This window comes from Flavicella marina (genome assembly GCF_009193215.1).
GTDB classification, from domain to species: Bacteria; Bacteroidota; Bacteroidia; order Flavobacteriales; family Flavobacteriaceae; genus Flavicella; species Flavicella marina.
Window position 1 is genome coordinate 457458 of sequence record NZ_VYVA01000001.1, and the last position, 25160, is coordinate 482617.

Below are 25160 nucleotides of genomic sequence, written 5' to 3' on the forward strand. Positions count from 1 at the left end.
TGCATATATCTAAAAAATACATGTATATTTGCAACCGCTTAGGCAAAGAGACAAACTCTAACCTTAGTGACAATGGTACCTTAGCTCAGTTGGTAGAGCAACGGACTGAAAATCCGTGTGTCCCTGGTTCGATTCCTGGAGGTACCACATTAAAACAAAGCCCTTGAAATATTTCAAGGGCTTTTTTGTTTTAAAACAGTTCGAATAAATCCCCCTCATTCAGGAAAAACAGCCCACTAGTTTAGCGTAAAATCAAAAAAAATATAATTGTATTTTTGATCAAACAATTTCTAGACATGCTATGCAGAATCTATCTCTTTTAATTATTTCATTTTTTTTCGTCTTCCAGAACAACCATGCAAAAATCACTCAAAACGAAATAAAACAAGACTCTTTATCGCAAATAGCAGAATCAGAGATTGAAAAATCACAAGATTTAACAGCATTGGCCTATTATCCTGAAGCCTATGATAAATTATGGAATGTTTTATTACTCTCAGACTCGATCAACAACCCTGTAACAAAATACAAGGCCTACAAAAACTTATCAATTTTATATTCTATTTTTCACGATAGAAAAAACGCAAATTCCTCTATTGATTCGATGTTTTACTATGCAAAAAAAGCAAAAATAACATCGTTACAAACGCAATGTAATTTGCATTATGCAGCTGCAATTACATACAGAACGAACAACAAACTGGAAAAAGCCAAAGCACAAATAGAAATCTGCAATAGCATATTAGACTCATTACAAACACCTTTTAAAGAAAGGCTCTATATACTTACAGAACAGGCACACCAACAAACTTTAGCTGGTGAATTTTTATCTTCAGAAAAGACACTTCTAGAAATTTTATACAGCATCAGCGAACAACATAACTATATTTCTATAATCTATTCAATGCTGGGAGATTTATATCAGAAAAAAAATAAAATGACACTTGCACTTTCTTATTACGATAAAAGCTTAAGTGCAATTGCCAAACAAAACAGTAGGATTGGCCTAAAAGTAGGTTTGCTCGAAAAAAGTTCTAACATCAATTATCAGTTAGGAAACCATAAAAAAGCTTTTGAATTGATGACCGCTTCGAAAAAACTTGGAGACAGCCTCTTTGGAAGTCAAAGTTCTAGAAACAAGAAACTATTTGAAATAAAAGATTCGTATCGAAAAACTATCCAAGAAAACAAAAAAATAAAAAAAGAACAAGAATTGAGTCTTTTGAAAGCAGCAAAAGACAAAACTCAAATTCAACTCCTATTCACGAGTATATTAGTCATCATCTTATTGATATCATCTTATATAAGTTATCGACTTATCAGCAAGAAACATCAATTAGAAAAAAAATTAGCCTCTGAAAAGTCCCATGCAGCAATCAAACTAAAAGAAAAAGAACTTGCATTTACTGCACTTCAAATTATAGAAAAAGACAAACTCTTATCTGAAATAAAAATTGGCCTAAATAACATAGCAACAACACAACAAGAAGCATCTATAAAAAAACTAAAAAGCAGTATAAACGTTAGTTCAAACACGATGTGGGAAGAGTTCGAAACAAGGTTTATTCAAGTAAACGGTGAATTTTACGCCTCATTAAAAAACTTGCACCCTGATTTAAGCAGAAATGAATTGAGAATTTGTTCTTTAGTAAAACTAAATTTTTCTACTAAAGAAATGGCTTCCCTTATGGGAATCTCAGCTGATAGTGCAAATAAAGCACGCTATCGTCTCAGAAAAAAACTACACTTAAATCGAGATGCAAACTTGGTTTCTTACATAAATAGCTTATGATTTAGAAGATTTATATACCTCTGACACTATAAAAGCTTCTTTATCACCTGGCGGAATAATCTTTATTGACTTCACCTTAGCGCTACCTTTGAGTGTCGTAATTTTCAATTCTACAGGCTTACCATATTCGGGAGGTATGGGGATTTTCACTGATAATTTTAAATCTTTTGGAGCTTTATAACTCTTTATTTTCGCTCCTTGCATAGAAGTTTCTATTTCAGCACCTTCAGACACAGAGTCGAACACGATTTCTGCATCCCAAGTATTTACGTAAAAACCAGGATCTGTAAAAACAAACCTATAAGACACCCAATCATTCATCGACTTTTCAGAAGCTTGCGTTGTCTTTTTATCAGCTTCATTTTTATATATATGATTCCATTTTTTATCTCTGTTTGCATCTTCAGAATCATAATAACCACTTTTTTGTCCTACTCTAATTGGTGCGATCTCTCCAGATTTGACAGCAATCTTTTTTATTGCTACAATTCTATCACTCGAATTTCCTACAAGAATTTCAAAATCTCCTTTTTCAACAATAAATTTTTCTTTTTTAACATCATATCGAGCAAATGCCTCAAAAGGAATTTTTATTTTAACCACTTCTGATTCACCACTTTTTACATGTACTTTTTTGAATCCTTTGAGTGATTTAATCGGTGTCATTTCAGAAGACTTTACATCTCTTATATAAACTTGCACCACCTCATCGCCATCAATCAATCCTGTATTATCAACCGTAGCTGAGACAAAAAGATCTTTCATTGCCTTTAATTTCTTCGTACTTAATTGCACATTTTTGATCTCAAAATTGGTATAACTCAATCCAAAACCAAACGGGTACAAAGGACTTCCATCAAAATACATATAAGTGCGTTTTCCCTCTCGAATCTTATAATCATTAAAATCTGGCAAATCATCAACTGATTGATACCAAGTCGAATTCAATTTACCTCCAGGATTAACTTTTCCGAACAACACATTGGCAAGTGCAGTGCCTTGTTCTTGTCCATTTGGCCAAGCACAAACGATGCCCGGAATATTTTCTTGCTCCCAATTGATGGCAGTAGGACCACTTGGCACCAAAACTAAAACCACATTTTTATTTACTGCCTGTACAGCCTTTATTAATCGATGTTGATTTCCAGGTAATTGTAATGATTTTCTATCCAGATTTTCGGTTGAAGTACTCTCATCATTTCCGACTACCAATACAACATACTCACTTTTTTTAGCCAATGCAACAGCTTGATCTATTTTAACTTGATCATCTTCAGCTCCTATAACAGAGCAGCCTTCAGCAAACCTAACGTTAGCATCAGTATAATTTTCAATACCGCTTAAAGGACTTATTTTATTTTTCGGATGTCCAGAATATATCCCCATCCAACAACGATTTGCAAATGGACCAATTACCGCTAAGTTTTCAATATCTTTCTTTAAGGGAAGAATAGCTTCATTTTTTAATAAAACAATCGCCTCTTCTGCAGCTTTCAATGCTAGAGACCTGTGAGCATCACATTCTAAAACAGAAGTTGGTATTTCTGAATATGGATTTAATGAAACATTATCAAAATCAACTGTTCTAAATCTCAGTTTCAGCAACCTTCTTACTGACACATTCAATTCTTCTTCACTAATTAAACCTTGTTCAATCGCGGGCTTTAATGCATAAACCATCGGAGCAAATTTTTCTAATCTTCTTCGGAAACACTCTTGATCTACCCCTGCTTTTATAGCCATGGCAGCCGCTTCGGGTTGCGATGAAGCATATTTCATATTTTTTTCAATACCTTCAACCGCAGTCCAATCTGCAATCACATACCCTTGAAATCCCCACTCGTCTCTCAAAACATCATTGACCAACCAATTATGTGCTGAACACGGAATTCCGTTCAATCCATTCAATGCTGTCATAATACCTGAAGCTTCTTCGTCTATCACACAAGTTTTATATGCAGGAAAATAATATTCGTACAAATCTTTTTTTCCAATATTAGAATGAATCCTCTCTCTTCCTTTGTCAACATTATTCGCAACATAATGTTTTACAGTAGTCACAGCTTTTATATATTTCGAGTCGTTTCCTTCCATCCCTCTCACATACATTCGAGCCATTTCAGACATTAAAAACGGATCTTCACTATAACACTCTCCATTTCTTCCCCATCGAGGGTCTCTAGCCATATTAACCGTTGGAGAAAACATCATCACTTCTTTCTTACCCATGTTTTTTAAAGCGCGAACTTCATTTGATATTGCGGTAGCGACATCGAACATTAAATCTGGATTCCACGTGCTTCCCATGGCTATGTTCTGAGGAAACTGAGTACAGTTCCAGCCAATTACTCCATGCAACGCTTCACCATACCATTCAAAATCTGGAATATCTAATCTCTCAATACCAGGAATCACTGAACCACAATAACTGATCTTTTCATCCAATGTCATTTTAGACAATAAGTCTTCAACCCTTTCGTCAATAGTTGCATCTGGATTTGTCCACTGCCCTTGAACTGTTAAAGAGGTAATAAATAGTGTGACAAACCACATCATCTGCTTAATAAATTTCATAAAATAAATATTTAGATTAACTAAGCCCAAAACTAACAACAGTGAATAGAACCTCACAAAATAACGTATGGACAAAACACGGACAAACGGAATTTATACATAACATACGATTACAACAACAGCATAAATGGTTTCTCTTTTTTTAGCATGATATTTTTGGGTTACTACTCTATAAAATCATAAATTACCCACCATTAATCAACGTTATTCAAATGACATCTTACGAAAATGAAATTTTAGTTTTAGATATAGAAACCACAGGTCTAAGTTCTAGAAACGATTATATTTTAGAATTAGGGATTGTAAAACTCAATATTGACACCGGCGAAATCACTGAATTATTCGACAAGGTATTCAAAGATCCTAATCTAACTGCCAAACACAGAAACTCATGGATATTTCAAAATGGCTTCATGGATATCGAAGAGGTCCGAAATGCAAATCCTATTAGTGATTACAAAGATGAAATTCAACAAACCTTAAATGCATTTAAAGGGAAGATTACAGCGTGGAACTGTGATTTTGATTTTAGCTTTCTCGAAGCAAACGGATTTGAATTAGGTCAAAAAACAACTTGTCCGATGAAAGCAAGTACTGACTTCTTTAAAATAGAAAGTTCTAGAGGCTACAAGTGGCCTAAGGCACAAGAAGCATGGGATATCTTATTCCCAACAACACCCAAAATTGAAGCGCATAGAGGATTGGACGACTCCATCATGGAAGCAAAAATTATTTTTGAATTGATTCAAAAAGGAATTTACCACCTATAAAAACAACACCAATTAACGTTAAACATGTAACGTTAATTGGTGTCAACTACAAACTAATATTTATTTTTAATTAAGGTCTCGGAACTATTTCAATTAATTTTTGATTGTCGAAGTAAATAGTTTGAGGTCCAGTAACTCCTGCATTATGGGCTGGATCAATCGTTAAGTCTAATCGAGTACCTGAAGTAATCTCATCTACCTCTAATACTTGTGAGACTTCTACCCATTCTCCTCTAGGAAGATTTTCTATATCCCAAAAAGTATTTATTGGAGTTGGCAGTTTCAATATCGTCAAAAATTGCTTCATTGTATTCCCTTCTTCCAGGTACACCATAAATGAAACTCTATATTTTCCGGCAGGATAACCATTTGGCTTAGAGAAATCAGTTCCTTGTAAATTCACTTTCACCAAACCTGAAGGTGCACTGTATTTCATACTGGCAGAACCTCCATCATTACTAAACAAGTTTTCATCTCTAGCAAAATATGGTGCTCCTGCAGAACCATTTGTATTACCTACCCAGTAACCTGTACAGAAGGCAGCTTTCCATGCTGTTTTAGAAGTCTCATAACTTGCATAGGATTCAATTAATACACTATCCCCCAAAGGTATTACCACTGAAGTTGGATCGAACGCTTCTAAAACTCTAGAATCAACAGAAACAATATTCCCTCCAGCATATGATACCTCTACAACATCGGTATTGTAAATCTCACCATCTATCTCTAATTCAATAACTGTAGCATCTTCTGAGTTTAACCGTGCTGTTTTGACAGGAATATTTCCATCAAAACCAGCATCAGCATTGACTACATGCACCGTGAAGTTAGCTTCTTCTCCACTCAAAGTTTCAACCTCTCCTGTAACACTAAGCGTAATGACATTACCTTCTTCAACATTTATTTTACCGGTCTGTACAAATGGTTGCGTAGACGGAATTACATTTATTCTCAAAGGAATTAATTTCGTCGCAGAATAATTAGGCACATCATCACCACTACGTTTTGTCTCCATAGAAGCTGTAAAATCTCCTAGTTTATTGTATTTGATATCTGCAATCTCCGCATTTGATTGATCTGGTTTCCCTCCATCTGCATACCAAGTTCTACCTGTTGGTCTACCTGAAATAGAGTTGTCTTCATATCTCAATTCAGAACCCGCTTCTATACTAACTTGAGGCCAAGTAGCTTGATCTTTTATATCTGGGTACTGATCTTCTGTCAATGTCGCGACTAATTCTAATTGCTCTGGGTCAGTCGTTTTATCAATTACTTTGTACACCTTACAAGCTGGTGACACATTAGCAAATACATCAATCACAAACGTGCTATCTAGCACCCAAACATCACCAACTTTCACAGAACCTACAACAGAATCTTTATAAGTGTTATACAAATTTACCTCGTTCAAACCTGCCTCTTGAAACAATACGTTTGCCTGAAATTCATTTGAAACACTTCCAGCACCTGGAATGATAAAATCAGTATAGACACTATCTAATTCTGTAAATTCTTTGTTTAAAAACTTTGCTGAAGAAGGGATCGTCCATTTATGCTCAATCGCATTACTAGACAGATCTTTATAAATGATGTAATTATCTATATTCAAAACTTTATCACCTTCATCCCATCCATCACTCATGTATAAAGAAAAACTTGAATAATCATTATATGGTAAATCATAATCGTTATCACAACTAAATGCTATCAACAAAGCAAATAACAGTGACGTTAAGTTTAATATTTTTTTCATTTTTTTAGTTTTTAGTTATTTACTTCTTGATTGTAAAGTACTTCTGTCAAAGGCAATGGTAAATAGTCATGCAAAGCAGTATTGTACTCTGAAGCTGCTGTTTCAAATTCTTTCAACTGAACCGTTGGATCGGTTGGTGCTGTTGGACTCATACCTTCAGTGATCAAACTTTTATTTCTATTAGGTACATCAACTCCTGTCGGCGTATAGTTATCTAAATAAAAGTCCATTGCAGCCAAATCTTGAAATCTTTGTTTTGCAACTCCCCATCTTCTTAAATCAATCGTTCTTTCAAAATGTCCTTCTAAAGACAATTCAAGAGGCTTTTCAACATGTCTCAAATGTTCTCTTAAAGTTTCTTGCGTATAAACCACACCATCAAAATCATGATTAGAACCATCAGATACTCCGAGAGATTCAACTCCCCATCTTTGACGAATTTTATTGATATGCTCAATTGCACCCGCCAAATCACCAGTTTCTATCAAACATTCTGCTTGCATCAAATACGCATCTGCCAAGCGATAAACAACCACATTTTTACCAGATTTCCATGGGGTTTGTGCGATATCACCCTCTGAAGAAACGATATCGTGATTGGTGAATTTTTTGAAGAAAGAAAAAATTGTTCCTCCGAACCCAATCAAACTATTAGCAGCAGGAGCTTGGTAATACTCCGATGTTTCATCATTAACAACTGCTATCATCTGAGCTGCTCTCAACGGTACATTTCTAAGCTTGGTACCTCCTGAACCGTCATCTACATAATTTCTGGTATCATTTGAATCTAACACCTCTTTAGAATACGCATGCGTCAACCAAGAAGAAGGCACAAAATACGCCGTACCTTGAATTGGTTGTCCTGCTGGTGCTGAAAATCTAGGCCATCTAGTAAAAAAACTTTCTTCATCCCATGTGTTATCCTCTAATTGATGCTGGTCTGAATTGTTGATTTCAAAAATAGATTCTGCATTAAAATCACCTGCAGAAGTAAATAATAAACTTACCTCATCTCCTTCTAACAGTCTATATCCGTATGCACTGTTATTAATCACATCATTCAAATACACCATTGCTTTTGTATACTCTTCTGTATATAAATAGGTCTTACCTAATAACAAAGCCGCTAAACCTGCGTTTGCTCTCGTCTTTTGAACTTGTTGTGCAGGTAGATTTTGGTACGCATACTCTAAATCTACTCTAAAGAAATCTTGAACTACATCAGCATCTGTTAATCCCGTTGAAAACTCAGAAGGATCAGCAGGAATTTTATCTCTTAAAATAATTTTTCCGTTATTATACGTTGAATGCAAGTAAAAATGAGCTAATCCTCTAAAAAAACGAGCTTCTGCCATTTGGATTGTCCACCTTTCATCTGATTTAAACTCAGCATCCATACCTTCTAATCCCTGAATCACTTGATTCGCTCTAAAAATCACTTGGTATAAAGCTTCCCATTTTCTAGAAACATCAATTATACTATTGCTAAATCGCTTCTCATACCAAGGCAGTCCTTTTTGGTAAGAATTAGTTCTTGACTTTGGGAAACCCAAATCAGATCGCCAAGCCTCTATATCAAAACCCCAGATAAAATGATTGTACATTGCACCGTATACAGATGTTAAGTTCGAATTTGATTCTTCTAGGTTCGACCAATAAATATCAGCTGAAACACTATTTGGATTGGTTTCTTCTAGCGACTCATCAGAACACGCAGTAATAGCACCAACCATTAAAATCATACTTATGAAATATTTAATTTTCGTTTTCATATGTTTTTATATTAAAAAGTTAATTTAAGTCCCATTGTGTATAAAGCACTTACTGGGTATCTAGATACATCTAGACCTCTTCTTGCAACATTTCCGCCTCCAACTTCAGGATCATATCCTTTATATTTTGTAAAAGTCAATGCGTTTTGTGCCTGCATGTATAGTCTTAGTTTTGTAAGACCTATACGCTCACATAGTCCAGGACTGAAAGAATATCCTAACGAAATCAACTTAAGTCTCACATAATCTCCACTTTCTAACCATTGATCTGTAACTCCTGTATAATTATACAAACCACTTTTTGAATCTCCTGTGTGTAGGGGAATATTTGAAGTTGGATTGTCTGGTGTCCACATTCCAGTTAAGCCTTTATGGGCTCCGTTCGTAAATGCTGCGGCGTTGTTACCGTTTAATATTTCTGAACCAAATGTACCATACCAATTCATCACCAAATCCCAACTTTTATAACTGAACGTAGAATTGAATCCCATTTCAAAATCTGGCAACGCACTTCCAAGGTATTGTCTATCAGCTTCATTTATAACTCCGTCACCGTTGTGATCTATATATTTCAAATCTCCTAATCTTGCATTTTCTCTACCACCTAATTGCTTGTATTCATCTAATTCTTCTTGTGTTTGAATTACACCATCTGTTTTAAACAAGAAGAAAGAACCTACTTCGTATCCTTCAGCTAAAACGGTAGTTACAGAGTTCTGATCACCAGAAATCAAAGTAGAGTTACTATTGTAAATCAACGGTTGCCCATCTTGCATCTTGGTTATTTTGTTCGAGTTTTTCGTAAAAGTAGCTCCTACTCTTAGTCTCGATTTCCCAAAGTTTTGTTGGTAATTTGCTGCTAACTCCATACCTCTATTAGTCATATCACCGATATTCAGCGTGGTAGTTGTATCATAATATGCTCCCGAAGATGCTGGTAGTCTCACTGGAAACAACATGTCTTTTTTCTGCGTATTATAAAAATCTGCCGTTAGAGAAAATTTATTTCGCAAGAACGAAACGTCCACACCCAAATTCTGTTGAACAGATGTCTCCCACTTTACATTTTCATTCGCGTAAGAATAAATCGCAGTCCCAAAATCTACTTGCGTATCAGTTTCGTCAAAAATATAGTCTGCACCTTGTTGAATTGTTGCTGCATATTCATAAGCAGGGAAACTATCGTTACCTACCGTACCTATACTTGCTCTAATTTTTAAGTTATTTACTACTGGTTTTATAGAAGACCAAAAATCTTCACTAGACATATTCCAACCAGCAGAAACCGATGGGAAGGTTCCCCAGCGATTCGAGCTACCGAACTTAGAAGATCCATCTCTACGAATCAAAGCTGATAATAAATATTTTCCTTGGTAGTTGTATTGCAATCTACCTAAGAAACCTATTGTTCTCACATTATAATTGAAACCAGAAGTTGCATTTGGATTAATATTAGCTCCGTTCAACACTTCGATACTATTATTCGCTACCCCTTCTTTACGAGCAGTAAAATCTTCAAAATGCTCTTCAAGCAATGTAGCTGAAGCTAATAAATTAAAGGTATGACCACCAATTTTTTTCTTGTAATTCAAACTACCATCCCAAGAAATTGAATTGAATCTTGAGTGTTGATTGATCACCCAACTTTTTATAGGATCCACTTCCGTAGTATTGTCTTCAATATCAAAAACCCCAAATTTAGGTACAAACTGATGATTCAAAATATTATTCACATTTACTCCTGCTCTTGTAATAAAATAAAAATCCGGAGTAAAATTATAGCTCAAACTTAAACTTCCGTTTATTTTATCTTGTCTTCTGTTTGTTTTACGTTTCAATGCTTGTGCTAAATTGTTCGCTGGTGTTGTAACTCCTCCACTACCATTTGAAACGATAATTTCAGCATCAGGATCAATTTGAGGATAGTACGGAGGATATTTCATTGCTGTGATCAACAAACCTGAACTCACCACATCTTTATCATCTAAAGTAAAAGCTAAACTCGTATTTATTTTCCACTTGTCAGACTTGTATGTCGTAGTGGCACGTCCATTCAGTTTTTTATATCCCGAATTGATTATCGTTCCTTCTTGATTGAAATAACCTACTACTGCATTATAGGTAAATGAATCTGTACCTCCAGTAATATTTAAATTGTGTTGCGTTGTACCTGCATAATCTACCAATACATAATCTCTAAACTCATTGTCGTTATTCAACCATTCAGGATTATTATGTGGACCAGGTGGAAATTGAGATGAAACCAAGTTGTATTTTTGCAAGTCATATCTTAGTCTTTCATCTGTATTCATCAAAGGGGTACCTGTACCTAATGACTGCACACCATACGAAGTATCAAACGAAACTCTAACATTACCCGCTGTACCACGTTTCGTAGTAATCAAAATAACCCCAGCAGCACCTCTTGTCCCATATACGGCAGCAGAGGCAGCATCTTTCAAAATATCAATTGTTTCAATTTCGTTTGGAGCCAATCCTGGATCTCCTTGTTGCGGAATACCATCTACAACAAACAAAGGTGTATTACTACCTGATAATGAGGTAATACCCCTAATTTGAATATTAGAAGACTCACCTGGTTCTCCACTCGCAGCTGTAACATTTACACCTGCAACCATACCTTGTAGAGAATTGGCAACATCCGGTGCAACAAAATCTTCAATCGCTTCGGCTTTTACTTGAGATACTGCCCCGGTAACTTCTTTCTTTTTCTGAGCACCGTATCCGATTACAACAACTTCTTCTAAGTCTTCAACATCAGGAGACAAAGAGACATTTGCGGTTGCTCCGTTTACTTTGAGTGTTTGTGTTGTCATTCCAATAAATGTAAATTCTAGAGTATCTCCTTGATTTGCAGAAATTGTGAATTCACCGTCAAAATTGGTCGTTGTACCCACAGCGGTACCTTTGACAATAACTGTTACACCAGGAATGGGCATATTGTCTTCTTGACTGACCACCACCCCGGTAATAGATCCTGAGCCTTGTTGTGCGTTTGTTTCAATAGACAACAAAGAAAAAAAAGCGAGTAGCAATAGTACTTGTCCTTTTTTTAAAAAAAATAGTTTTTTCATTTGGTTTATTTTGGTTAATTAGATTTTTAGGTTCTGATATACAGATTTTTGAATTTTCATGAGGGCATGAAAAATACTGGAGAGTGTTTTCACATAAGTCGGTTTTAGTTAATGGTTATTTAGTACAGTAAACTTAAACACCCTCTCTATTTTTTTTGTTCATACGAGTAAACAAAATGTGCTCTTGGGTACAAACTCCAACAAACAAAAACATAAAACACACACAATCAGCACTTTAAAATTTAAAAATCTCAAAAAACTTATAATACTATTCTAAATTTAACAAAAAAAAGCTCCATTCTTACAAATGGAGCTTTGAAAACAATTCAGTTTACTTGTTATCTAATCTTAAAACTATAACTGCCTTCTAATTTATTAGATTTAGCTTTGACAGTTGTCTTTCCGCTTTTGTCTTTTATTTTTACCAAGGCAGTTGCAATACCTGCTTCTGAAACAATTTTATTTGGGTTTATTACAATCAGTTTGTCATCAACCTCAACTTGAATTTCTTCGGAAAAATCTGGAACAATTGTACCATTTTCATCAATCGCAGCAACATAAAGGAACAAGACATCATTTACTCCTGATTCAGGAGCAATCCCACTTTCATCTACCCAAATTTTCAATGCAATCGGTTGACGTGGAGTTTCTACTTCTGTTTGCATCACTTCTTTTCCGTTAACATAACCAACTGCCTTAAGAACACCTGCTTCAAAAGAAGGTAACTTAAAGGTAAAAGGAGGATGGTTTAAATTTATTGAAACCTCATTATTATCGGGTTTTTGCAACGCAATTACTTGATTATTTAAAAGCAATTTTATCTCGTCACAATTGCTATAAACCTTTACATTTAAGGGAGATTTATCATTCCAATAACTAGCTATCTGTAACACCAAACCTTCTTCAATAGCTCTTTGACTTTGATAAAAATAATATCCAAATTTAGGCAGTCTAAAAATATCCATAATTCCTGACTCTTCTAGATCATCATAATACCCTCTGTTATAATCATACATTACCCAATAACTATCTGAATATGCAACTGTGCTTAAGTTATCGTTATGTGCTTCTTGTATGTTTGCCGCTTGTTGTAACAATCTAGCTTCACCATATCCACGAGCCTGTCTTGAACTTTTTTCCTTTCTAACGTTTTTCGGTAACAAATCTTGATTCAAACCAGCATTACTCGAAAAGTACTCCCAATCACCATATTCAGAAACAGAATAAGGCTTGCTTTTTAACTTATGAGGATGTAAAATTCTGTGTTGTCTGGCCTGTAAATAAATATCATAAACATCATCCATCCAACCACAAGAATATACATTCGGACCCGGATACTCACGATGCACAATCTTATGTAACTTTTCCATAAAAAACACTGGCATTTGGGTTTCATTTAAAGAAACTTCCCACGCCATCACAGAAGGTCTATTTCTATCTCTTCTAATTAATTCTCGGGCAGATCTGTAACAGTATTTTCTAAACAAATCGTTGTCTAAATAATATTGCCAACCTAAAATCGCATCGATCACAACCAACCCTAACTCATCGCAGGCATCCATAAAAGCAGGTGATTGAGGATAGTGTGACAAACGAATATAATTGAAACCTGCTTCCTTAATTTTTACGGCATCTCTGTATTGAGCGTTGTCTGATAACGCATACCCTACAAATGGATATTCTTGATGTCGATTCACACCTCGTAAGAAAGTTTTTTCTCCGTTTATGTAAAAATCTTGTCCTTTGAATTCAAATTTTCTAATACCAATTTTAGTTGTTTGTCGATCTACTTGTTTTTTATCGATCCATACACTTGTTTCTAATCTATATAAATTTGGATTTTTAGGTGACCATAATTTTGCTTTCTTGACATCAATATCACATATAAATTCTTGACTTGCTTTACTTAGAATCGTATCAACATCAGAAAGTTTTTCTGCCACCAACTGATCTTTATAAAACAGTTTTTGAAATACTTGAACGACCTCAGACTTATTAGCTTGATTCACCACATCGGTTTTAACATGCACGATTGATTTTTCACTAGAAACCATCGGATAGGTCACGAAAACACCACCTCCTGCAGCTTTTTTAGCCAATACCGGATGCGTAATATGTACTTTTTCTTTGATGTGTAATTTAGCATTTCTATACAAACCACCGTACATATTAAAATCGAGTTTCTTCAATGGTTTAGGACCTGTAATAACGTTATCTCTATTATTCAATCGAATTGCCAACACATTTTCCTTCCCTTTTTCAATGTAATTTGTGATATCAATAACCACAGGTAAATACCCTCCTTGATGTACTTTCACCAACGAACCATTTATCCAAAATTTTGAATGATTCATTGCTGCTTCCATCTCAAGCAGTACTTGCTTATCAATTGCCTCTTCTGGAACCACAAATGATTTTCTATACCAACAGATTCCTTGCCACTGATCTGTTACTATAAGTGGCTCAATATGTGCTGAATGAGGTAACGAAACTTTTTCCCAAGCAGTGTCGTCGAATTCTTTTTCAGAGTATTCTGTATCAGAAACCACCGAATCATCCAACAGCTGAAACTTCCAATCTTGATTTATAATCAAAGTGTTTCCTTTTTGTTGCTCACAAGATTGACTAATTACCATGATCAACAATAAAACAATTCCTTTATATAGCTTATGCATCTTAATCTTTTTTTCTTTTTTTGTAAAGCATTGAATACTTCTTATAACCTACTTCTACTCCAGCCTGCATTTCTTTATACACCTCTGGATACATATCTTTAACCCATTGCACCATTTCGTTACCCGGTACAGCTTTTGGATGGTATTCTTCAGATTTTGACTTCATCTTTTTGTCAAAAGACTTGGTCTTTTTTCTGAGCTTTTTTAAGACTTTTTTGTACGCAGGATCTTGAGCTAGATTGATTAACTGATATGGATCTTTTTGTAAATCATACAATTCTTCTACTGGTTTTGTAGGCTCGAAAAACGGTTTCTGATATTCATTTAACTTACCATTTTTATACATTTCTCTCATGATATGAACCGCTGGTCTATAAAACTCTAAATAACCTTGATGTGCATCATAAGGAATATCAGGCTTGTCGTTTTTAATGTAAGCCCAATCAGCGGAGGTTACCCCTTGAGAATCTTCTAATATTTCATCCCACAAATCTCGTGCTCCATATACGTATTCCCTATCGAAATCTTCACTAAAAATAGGCTGTCCTGTTAAAAATTCTGGTACTTCAATCCCAGCAGCATCTAAAATAGTTGCAGTAATATCTGTTGCTGCTACTACTTTGTTCAGTCTCTGACCACCTTTTAACTCATTCGGATAATATATGATCAAAGGAATTCTCAAACCTGGGTCTTGTAAATATCCTTTTCCACGAATATTACAGCGACCATTGTCACCAATGAAAATAACCATCGTATTATCTGCCATTCCCTTGTCTTCAAGTTCTTTGAAAATCATACCAACTTCATTGTCCATGTACTCAATCTGATCTAGATACTTTGCCCAATCCAATCGAATTGCAGGATGATCAGCCATATAAGGTGGCATGCTTAATGTTTCGGTATCAACTGGGTGTGACGATGCTTCTCTAACTTGATTCCACCAATCACCTCTATGCGTTACTACAAGTTGTATTTGTGCAAAAAAGGGTTGGTCTTCTTTTTCGAAATGGTCGTATTTATCAAACAAACCAAACTTGTCTATTCCATTCCATTCTCCAAGCGGCTCATGCTTAAAATTTACATCTATTTTTCTCCCTTTTTTCATTACGCCGTGGTTTCCTAAAATTGTTGTATATCCATGATCACGTAATAATTTAGTAAAGGGAACAAACTCCTTATCAAGAGGTATGTCTCTATTACTTCTATGATGATGCGTATTGGTCTTTCGTTGATGAGCACCAACCATCATTGCAGACCTGCTTGGTGAGCATATTGAATTTGTAACAAAAGCATTTTGAAACAGCACTCCTTCAGATGCCATTTTATTCAAGTTCGGTGTTTTAACATTAGGCATTCCATAACATTCCAAATCCGTACTCATATCTTCTGCCATCAGCCAGATGATATTAGGTTTGTTTTGTGCCATAACAACAGAACAAAACCATAATGTAATCAGTAATATTTTGAATTTCATCTTTCTATTTTTATTTGAAAACACCTCCTGAATACGGATAATGCTCTATAATTTCACTTTCTTTTTTTAAGATGTTATTTGCTTGCTTTACAATTTCTGGAAACTGATCGGCTAGGTCAGTCACTTCATTTACATCTTTTTCCAAATCATACAACTCTGTTTGATATTTGTTCCCATATCTCACAGCTTTCCATTTTCCGATTCTAGTTGCTTGCCTAAACCCTTTGACACTAGAACTTGTTTGAACTTCCCAATACAAATACTCATGTGCTGCTTGTTTTTTACCTAGCAGTTCAGGTAAAAATGAAATTCCATCAGACTGAGCTGGTACTTTTACTCCGGCAACTTCAGCAAGAGTCGGCATCACATCATAAAATGTTGATGGATGGTTGCTAACAGAACCTGGTTTAATTTTGCCTTTCCAAAATGTAAACATTGGTACTCGAATACCTCCTTCATACACGTCTCTTTTATGACCTTTTAACCCCCCAGAGCTATCAAAAAATTTATAATCATGATGGTTCTCTGCCGTCGGACCATTGTCACTCGTAAATAAAATAATTGTATTCTCTAATTCTCCACTAGCTTCCAACTTTTTATACAAACGTTCTATCTGTTTGTCTAACATTGTAATTCTTGCCGCATGTCGTCGTTCAATCTCTGGCCATTCTTCTATTTTATCTGCATACAGATCTGTTTTGCTTAAAAAATATTCGTGTGCATGAGGAATACGATATGACATAAACAAGAAAAACGGTTTGTCTTCTTCTTTATCATCTAAGTAATCTAAAGCAAAATTCGTTCGAAATTCATCCAAACATGTATAGTTGTTATAATTATAAAATATAGCATCTTGGTTGTTATTCACCCAGTGAATTCTTTCATCAATTTCTACTCCTTTGTCATTTTTTCCCCATTGCTCTTGTACCGCATAGTCAAAACCTCTTCCTTTTGCCCATGTAGACTCATCATGTGAAACTCCTAAATGCCACTTACCAATCATTGCTGTTTGATATCCGGCAGTTTGCAATAATTCACCTACAGTAACTTCAGATTTTTTTAATGGAACTCTATCGTATTTATTCGGATACGAACCTTTGTTTCCTCTGATACTTACATGTCCAGTATGCATTCCAGTCATGAGAACTGCCCTTGATGGAGAACACAGAGGTGCACCCGCATAGAAGTCGGTAAACACCATACTCTTAGAGGCTAATTTGTCTAAGAAGGGTGTTTGAATAGTTTTTTGTCCATAAGACCCTAATTCCCCATAGCCCAAGTCATCAGTAAGCAAGAGAATTATATTCGGCTTCTTCTTGTTCCTTTTTTTTTCATCAACAACAGCATCGTTGCCAAATGAATACAAAACTGCACTTAAAAGAAGTAACACGAGATAATATTTAATTTTCATATTTCTAATTATTAATACGGGTTAGATTATTAATTGAATATACTTGAGCATCAAATTTTGAAAAAAGTCAATACTCAAGTAACAATCAAATAAAAAAAAATACAGAAACAATCTAGTACCTTTACGTATATAGGTTGTGTTTTTACGTACAAAACCATAGCGCAAAACAAAAACACAGGTTTCTTACCAATGAAGAAACCTGTGTTTAGAACTCGTTTTGGGTTATAAAAAAATTAAAACCCTTTATTCCTTTTTACTTTTAGTGTTTTCTTTGATGTTTCATCTGCTTTAATACCGTTTTTACAATCACCAATGTATTTATTCTTATAAATCTCAACATTTTTACAATGAATCAAATCAAACATATAAGCATCTGGAAATTGCGGCTTTTCAGTATTGGTTTGTTCGATCGTATTATTTCGAATAATCAAACCATCAACACGGTCGGCCCATACAATTCTATTGTCAAATGTTTTGATTTCATTGTTTTCAAATAGAATATTTCTGTCGTATGATGCTGTTTGATCAAAAGCTTTTCCTAATCTAGGTGACACTTTTAACACCGCATGTTCAGACCCCGAATATGCGCAATATTCGAAACGGTTATTTCTAATGATAACTTCTTCTACATTCCCTGATTCGAACCAATAGTAAGTTTCACCACGCAACATAATTGAAGACATCATAGATGACAAATCATTGTCTTCAATGATAATTTTCTTTGGCGTTTTGATAATTATATTTCTAGCTCTATGGTCTCTAATCGTATTTCCACGCATCGTGAATACAGGATTCCATGTTTTATTTTCTAAAATATCACCTGTTTTAAGGTCTGTGGGTATTTCCGACTCAAAAGTAATATCTGAATAGTAGTCATTAATTACCTTAACAGAAGTCACTACATTCACTTCATTTCTACTCGGACTTGGTACTTTGATAAACCAAATCTCATCTCCAGCTCCTGCAAACTCAAATCCCATTTGTTGTGCATGTTTCAATGCTACTCGAACTGTTTTTGTATCGATAATTTTGTTTACTTCAACATAAGTACCATGCACGTTTGTTCCATCATCATACATTCCTTCTAATCGACAATTTTCGATTAAAATATCACCTTTACAGTTGGCAAAGTGCGTGGCATCCGCGATAATTGATATGACACGATCTGAACCTTCTCTAACGTAAATACCACTATTGATAATTTTAATATTATCAGAACGCTCACACAAAAAGCCCATTCCTAAAGCATGGTGAATTACTACATTGTCGAACACAATATTTTTTGAATTTCTCACAAGAAAAGCGGGTGCATATCGGTTATGAGCTTTATCTCCTTTTGATTGCAACACCGAACCTACACGAGGCCATTTTTTCATATTTTTATCGAAAAAACGTAGGTTTCCGTTTGCCAATTTTTTCACATAATTTGGTCTCAACGACATATCCCAAGCACCATAATCAACAGCTTTTGTTTCTTTGTTATGTGACAGACTGCTTCCTAGATAAGAAAAATTAAATCCGTTGATTCCAGGAAACATAATTCTACCTTTTTGTAGTTTCCAAGAAAAACCATCTGTATAAGGTTTTAAATCGTAATACTGTTCTTTTTTATTTACAGCAACCACATCTCCTTGAAAGCTAAAAGGAATATCCCAATCTAACGTTAAATTTTTTACTTCAATTTTATTACAACCCTCAAAAACAAAAGGTGCTGTTTGACCTCTAAAAATAAATTCCGCACCATTACCCTCGATTTCTACAGCATCAAATCCTTCAAAAGAGAAAATAATTTTTTTGAACCCATTTCCATGATTTGTTACATACAAATATTTTCCAACAGCATAATCCGTTAAAAAATGATATTGTCCTTTCTCAAAGACCAATTGTATTTCTTTTTCTTTGGCGTTCTCTATTGCATTTCTAACGATTGACGTTGCATCTTCATTTGTATGACCTATGTTAATTACTTCTTTGGCCTGCATCGCTAAAGCGCCAACCAACAACAATCCTATCAACACTAACTTTTCTTTTATACTTTTCATATTTCTTTGTTTATAAATCTACACCTGTTCCTTGCAGAGAATTATCGTGGTCCCACATAATCAACCAAGGGTCTCTTGTGTTTAATTGAAATTGTTTCAGTTCTTTTTTCATCCTTTCTAAAATTTCTTTGAAATGAACATCGGTTGCGAGATTATTTATTTCACCTGGATCTTTATCTAAATCAAATAATTCGAACTCTGCATGGTATAAATAATCATCTACTTTTCTTTCTCCGTACATTTCTAAATGATTCCTGTAGATGCTCTGCCATGTCGATGAAGCCCATAAATCGGAGGCAAAAGGATAATCCAAACGATAAGCTATATTCCAAATTAATTTGTAGTTTTTATCAATGACTACACGCATCGGATAGTACATCGTAATCTCATGAAATGTATGAGATGCATATATTTTATCCCAGCCTTTCGCATCATCCTCTTCTAAAATTGAATAAAATGACTTGCCATGAAAATCATTCTTTTTATAAGATACGTTTGCCATTTCCAAAATTGTAGGAGTCAAATCAACCCATGATATTTTTGAATTATTCACAATCCCTTTTTTTGAATTTGTAGGATCTTTAATAATGCAAGGTAGTTTTATTCCTGGCTCATAAACCGTAGTTTTTGCCCCTGGAAAGGCCATTCCGTTATCAGAGATATAAAATACAATCGTATTCTCTAATTTTCCTGCATTTTTTAGATGATCCATCAATTTACCAAAACCTTGATCAATTCTCGATACACTTTGATAATATTGTGCAATTTCTTCCCTTGACTGTTTGTTGTCGGGAAGAAAACTAGGTACCAAAACATCCTTAGGGTCATACACCGTTTCATTCACATCTTTATACCCACCTTTTTTGTTACCAAAAGTATTTGGCTCGTCCCAGCTATCTGGTTTGAAAGGGTGTCCCCTATGAGGGTCGTCTGTACAGAAATATAAGAAAAATGGTTTTTCCGACGCCAATACATCTACACAAGCATCTGCCATTTCAACCGTATTTCTAGGGTCAGCTTCTAAAACCGTTTCGAAATTATATACCTTTTCTGGTGCCACATGATATTTACCTATGCGAGCTGTATGGTACCCTGCTTCTGTTAGTCTATTTGATAATGAATTCACATGATCCATCGTACTAAAATGATGGTAATCATGCACATGACCGTACGAACCAGTTGCATGACCATACAATCCAGACAGAATTACAGATCTACTTGCGGCACAGCTTGCACTTGTACAATATGCATTCGTAAACCTTACTCCTTCTGATGCTAATTGATCTAAGTTTGGCGTTTTTATCACTGGATTTCCATAACACCCGAGAGCGTCTGTTCCGTGATCATCAGCAACAAACAAAATAATATTTGGTGCATGAACTGTGGCTACTGAATCATTTTTGGTCGTACATGAAACAACAAGTGCCAAACACACGATGGGAATTTTGATGAAAATTTTTCTAAACTTCATTGATTCTAATTATTACATTTTTTATAACATAAAAATAGCCATACAAATTATCACAATTGTATCTTACGATACAAAACAAGTTGTCATGCATACATTACAGTAAATCAAATTTACAATTTAAGGCACATGAAAGTATAATGATAATTAACCTCTAGTTCCTCTATATTACCAAATACAACTACTGTATTACTGAATAACAATTGTTTTTACCGCAACACTATTTTCAGAAATAATTCTAAAATAATAGATACCATTTTTCAAAAAAGAGACATCTAAAACTACTTCACCGTTTTCATTTGTTGGAATAATTTTTCTCACCAATATGCCGAATGAATTGTAAATTTCTACAGGAACATTTTCAGTCATGGTCAGATAGTCACTTGCAGGATTTGGATAAAAAACCACTTCGGTATCTTCTACTTCTTCAGGAATTGACAGAGTGTCTGTTTTTTGAGAAACCAATACATCATCCACATAAAACACACCTTTTCCTCCTTGAAAGTCAGGATTGTTGTACGTGGCAATTTTCAACTGCGCATTTTCGGGCTTTTCTTTTAAAATAATTTGCTTCGTCATCTTTACCCATTCACCGGTTGGTAACTCTGAGATTACCCATTCAGTTGCTACCCATGGATTGGTTACAAAGGTGTAAAACGAACTAACCGTTGTATTTTCTTCAAGCCAAACATTCAGTGAAATTTCGTACTCACCTGGAGTAAATCCTAATTCACTATCTATATTTGCCAAAACAAATGATTGTAAAGGAACTTTTACAGGAACAACTTCTCGCTCTACCAAAATTTGCAAATCATCAATATAGAAAGTTCCTTTACCTCCAAAGCCTGGTTCAACAATAACGCGAATATTTACTTGATTTAGTGTTTCTGTTAGAACTAAATTTGTTGAAACCTCAACCCATTGCCCTTTTGCTATGCCATCTAAACTAAACGTCACAGCTTCTTTTACCGTTGTATCTTCTCTAAAATCTAATTTAAAATGACTTGTTTCCACATCATTTTCTAACCAGACCATAGCTTTTACTGGATAAGTGCCTGGCTCAAGCGTCACCAACATTGCAGTAATATCCTTGCTTCCAAAGATTCTCTTATTGCCTGACACAGTGGTTGCACTTGTATATTTTAAACTACCCAAGGAACCATTCGATGCTTTATCGTTTACTAAAGAAAAATTATCAGGGTGTTGTATCCACCAACCGGTATCACCTGATGTTATCTCAAAACCATAATAGTTACTATCTAAAATATTTACCAATTCGGTTTGAGCGAAAGTAATTTGAAACAAAAATATCGCTAGAAATTTAATCTTTTTCATATACATCTGATTCAATTAATTTAAAGGTTGAGCTAAAGTAATATCAATAAATCTGAAACCACCACATGGCACTTCGACTTCCACAGCATTTGGATTGCTAATATTATAGCTTGTACCATCAAGAATATCTGACATTCCGACTGGAGTAACCGAGTTGAAATCAACAATTACCTCTCTATCATCTGGATTCAAATATTCACCATCAATCAAAGTCAATCTCAATTTAGTAGGTGAAATTTGTGCTGTAACCCATGCTACATTTCCTGAAACTGTTAAAGGCAACAAGTCTTTTTTAGTCTCTATTTCATTCTCAATGGTCGTATAATATTCATCTGCATTGTAACGTTGATTTCCATCAGCAGAATAATAATAACGTCCATCGGTATAATATTCAGTAAGTATATTTTGATATATCGGATGTAAGTTATCTTTTAATTCACCCCTTGCAGCATCGGGTACCGCATGCGCTCCAGCCTGTGGAGGTGTTATGAGTACCAATCCATTTGGGTATGATGGCAAGTAGTTTTGTCTACGATCTTTGACATGACCAGCATATTTTGAAAAATCCCAGTCGGTAACTTGAGCTCCACCCCAATTTGCATTTTGTCTACTAAACACGAATGGATTATTTTCAATAAATTCTTCATCATAATGTGTTGCCCATTTCAAGCTACTCGCTTCTAGCATAAAATCATCATCTGGATCAAACATACTAATATGAACTGGTGATATGCTTAACAATTCGTTTGGTTTGGGAACAAAAAGCGCTCCTTTGGCAGTAAGCTCCCATACGATGCTCATGTAATCTGGATCGATTGCAAAATTATTCAGGTAGGTAGCTCCGTTGGCCATATGATATATCAAATGACGCAAAAAATGATTGGGTAATTTTTGATGACAAAATTGTCTAGACCTATCAAAACTAGGGTTGTCAGGTACCGTTCTGGTTCCCCAATCATGAACAGCACCACTCGCCCAAATTCCAACTCTACTAGCAACACTAATATCCATAGCTTTGTCAGAAGTCTCTTCCATTGAAGGTACAAACACATCTGCAAACTCACCTGACCTCAATCGATCCCACATTGGTAGGTAAACATTACCTTGCCAAAAATTATGCTTTGTTCGTACATAAATAGTACCGTTTTTATTCTGTGCATAACTCGCAAGTGGGTAAAACAAATCTTCCATTACCCAAGCAAAATCTTCAGAATGATCTTCTAACTCTGGATAAATCAATACCGTTTTTTTATTATTAGCAGCATCTAAGACGAGTTTAGTCGTACTTAGGTGAAACATATAAGGATCATTTCCATGACCACCCCAATACGCAATACCTTCATCACCATCTGGTGATACACCGTACCAATTTGTAATATGGTCAACTGCTTCTTGTTGGGTGTAAATATAATTTCTTCTGCTATCTCTTTTATTTTTATACTTTTCGTTCTCCATTGCAGATCGATCCCAATTTTCAGCTTCATTCATATGACCACCTCCTAAAAACATTGGAGTCGAATAATTATTTCTGATATAATCATATGTAGTCTTCGCCACACCGCTATCCGTATTCTCGGTCATAAAATAAATAGCTCTTGCCTCTCTTTGCTCTACAGGTTTCGTATATCCAGCTAAATGTGCTCTGCTCGCTGCAGTGTTTTCTATAATTTTTTGAATCTTTCCTTTTGGCACCAAGTTCTGATACGCTTCTTTCCATCCAGACATACCTGTATCTAAAATATGAACCTGACTTCCTCCACTTTGACAACTCGCAAAAATCAACTGTGATGAATTTGGCTTTTTCCAAACATCGTAATAAGAATAATTCGTGATTAACTTTTCTTGGGATCCACTATCTAAATCGGGGTTCACCAAAACCATTTGATTACCGACCAGTAACATATACTTAGGGGTAGAAATATCTGTTATTAATTCAGCCTGCATTACAGAGTAACCAAAACCTAAACCAGCCACTGGGTACAACTCCAAAGAATCATCAACCAAATTCAAACGTGTTAGATTTGCGCTTTTTTGATGGTTAGAAAACCCCAATAAAACTTCTAGTTTACTATCGTTATCATGATCTGAAAACCTTAATTCACCAACCGGACTTGTACCTTGTGTTTCGATTCTTTTTATTGGAGTATCTTCAAGAACATCAAACATATACGTCGCACCTTTATCTTGCATGATGTTGTTACTCGCTTGAATCAGCAAATAATCATTGGTAGCGTCTTTAGGCACTGCTTTTAAAAAGTTGGCATAATGAACATAGTCTTTCGCTTCTGTTTCTCCCCAAGTTTTTTCTTGAGAGTATGTAGATGATTTTAAAGTTTTGGTAAGACTTCCATTTGCTGATAGGTAATAAACATTCAAATCTAAACTTCCACCAACAACATATGGAATGTCATTTTTTTTCACAACTGTTATCGCATACATTGGAACTTCGTTTTGTTGGTATTCCCACAAAATTTCACCAGATGAGTCTAAGCAATATATTTTTCCATCTGCATTGGCGATCAGTATTTCATCGTTGCCATCTCCGGTAATATCTTCACACCAAATATCGTTGACCATGAAACCAGACAACTTGTTTTTCCAATGTATTGCACCATTAAAATCTACTGACATCACAATACCTTCATAAGAACTTGCAATTATCTTAAGTGTATTGTCAAAAGTTGCGGTACGCACTTTATGAATAGTGTGTTCGGTTTCAATACTATACAAAGGACCTGCTTCAAAAACTTGATTTTCGTTGACTGAAAATTTCAAAGCATACTCTCCGTTTAACGATTTCTCGTTTAAAATTGAAAAAACACTGGATGTATCTTTAGCCCAACCCAATCCATTCTCTTCAAAATCGAACAATTGACTAGCTAAATCCACATCGTCTTCTTGCGCTTTTGTTTCAGTATAAAACCCAAGCAACAAAAGTAGCACTGTAAATAAATGAATTCTTTTTCCTATAACACAAATCATATGATCCTTCTTTGTAA

General features: G+C 35.0%; 13 protein-coding genes and 1 tRNA gene. 3 read left to right on the top strand and 11 right to left on the bottom strand.

The window, feature by feature from the left end:
* Positions 1-74: 74 nt before the first annotated feature.
* Positions 75-147 (top strand) — tRNA-Phe (locus F6P99_RS01800).
* Positions 148-301: 154 nt separating this feature from the next.
* Positions 302-1792: a helix-turn-helix transcriptional regulator gene (locus tag F6P99_RS01805; protein WP_152285725.1), complete on the top strand. Its 1491-nt coding sequence runs from the start codon at positions 302-304 to the stop codon at positions 1790-1792.
* Here the strand turns inward: F6P99_RS01805 and F6P99_RS01810 are convergent.
* Positions 1787-4366, bottom strand: a complete 2580-nt coding sequence (locus F6P99_RS01810) for a glycoside hydrolase family 3 C-terminal domain-containing protein (protein ID WP_152285726.1) — start codon at positions 4364-4366, stop codon at positions 1787-1789. The two genes, F6P99_RS01805 and F6P99_RS01810, sit on opposite strands and share 6 nt — an antisense overlap.
* 212 nt (positions 4367-4578) lie before the next feature.
* On the opposite strand from F6P99_RS01810, the gene F6P99_RS01815 reads away from it, so the two are divergent.
* Positions 4579-5136, top strand: a complete 558-nt coding sequence (locus F6P99_RS01815) for a 3'-5' exonuclease (protein ID WP_152285727.1) — start codon at positions 4579-4581, stop codon at positions 5134-5136.
* Positions 5137-5206: 70 nt separating this feature from the next.
* Here F6P99_RS01815 and F6P99_RS01820 read toward each other — a convergent pair whose 3' ends face one another.
* From F6P99_RS01820 to F6P99_RS01865, 10 genes are all read right to left on the bottom strand, one after another.
* Positions 5207-6889, bottom strand: a complete 1683-nt coding sequence (locus F6P99_RS01820) for a hypothetical protein (protein WP_152285728.1) — start codon at positions 6887-6889, stop codon at positions 5207-5209.
* Between the two features lie 11 nt (positions 6890-6900).
* Positions 6901-8661 (bottom strand): RagB/SusD family nutrient uptake outer membrane protein, encoded by a 1761-nt coding sequence (locus tag F6P99_RS01825; protein WP_152285729.1) that lies wholly within the window; start codon positions 8659-8661, stop codon positions 6901-6903.
* 11 nt (positions 8662-8672) lie between these two features.
* On the bottom strand, positions 8673-11756 hold the full coding sequence (locus F6P99_RS01830) for a SusC/RagA family TonB-linked outer membrane protein (protein WP_152285730.1): 3084 nt from the start codon (positions 11754-11756) through the stop codon (positions 8673-8675).
* A gap of 338 nt (positions 11757-12094) precedes the next feature.
* Positions 12095-14431 (bottom strand): glycoside hydrolase family 2 protein, encoded by a 2337-nt coding sequence (locus F6P99_RS01835; RefSeq protein ID WP_152285731.1) that lies wholly within the window; start codon positions 14429-14431, stop codon positions 12095-12097.
* Between the two features lies 1 nt (position 14432).
* A complete protein-coding gene (locus F6P99_RS01840; protein WP_193315970.1) occupies positions 14433-15905 on the bottom strand; it encodes a sulfatase family protein in 1473 nt (490 codons plus the stop codon).
* A 10-nt stretch (positions 15906-15915) separates the two neighbouring features.
* Positions 15916-17316, bottom strand: a complete 1401-nt coding sequence (locus F6P99_RS01845; protein ID WP_152285732.1) for an arylsulfatase — start codon at positions 17314-17316, stop codon at positions 15916-15918.
* Between the two features lie 233 nt (positions 17317-17549).
* Positions 17550-19358 carry an alpha-1,3-galactosidase-related protein gene (locus tag F6P99_RS01850; protein WP_152285733.1) on the bottom strand — a complete coding sequence of 603 codons (1809 nt, stop codon included), beginning with the start codon at positions 19356-19358 and terminating at the stop codon, positions 17550-17552.
* Positions 19359-19368: 10 nt separating this feature from the next.
* Positions 19369-20829 carry a sulfatase family protein gene (locus tag F6P99_RS01855; protein WP_152285734.1) on the bottom strand — a complete coding sequence of 487 codons (1461 nt, stop codon included), beginning with the start codon at positions 20827-20829 and terminating at the stop codon, positions 19369-19371.
* Between the two features lie 186 nt (positions 20830-21015).
* Positions 21016-22161, bottom strand: a complete 1146-nt coding sequence (locus F6P99_RS01860; protein WP_193315971.1) for a T9SS type A sorting domain-containing protein — start codon at positions 22159-22161, stop codon at positions 21016-21018.
* Between the two features lie 15 nt (positions 22162-22176).
* Positions 22177-25143 (bottom strand): PQQ-binding-like beta-propeller repeat protein, encoded by a 2967-nt coding sequence (locus F6P99_RS01865; protein ID WP_152285736.1) that lies wholly within the window; start codon positions 25141-25143, stop codon positions 22177-22179.
* Between the last annotated feature and the right edge of the window lie 17 nt (positions 25144-25160).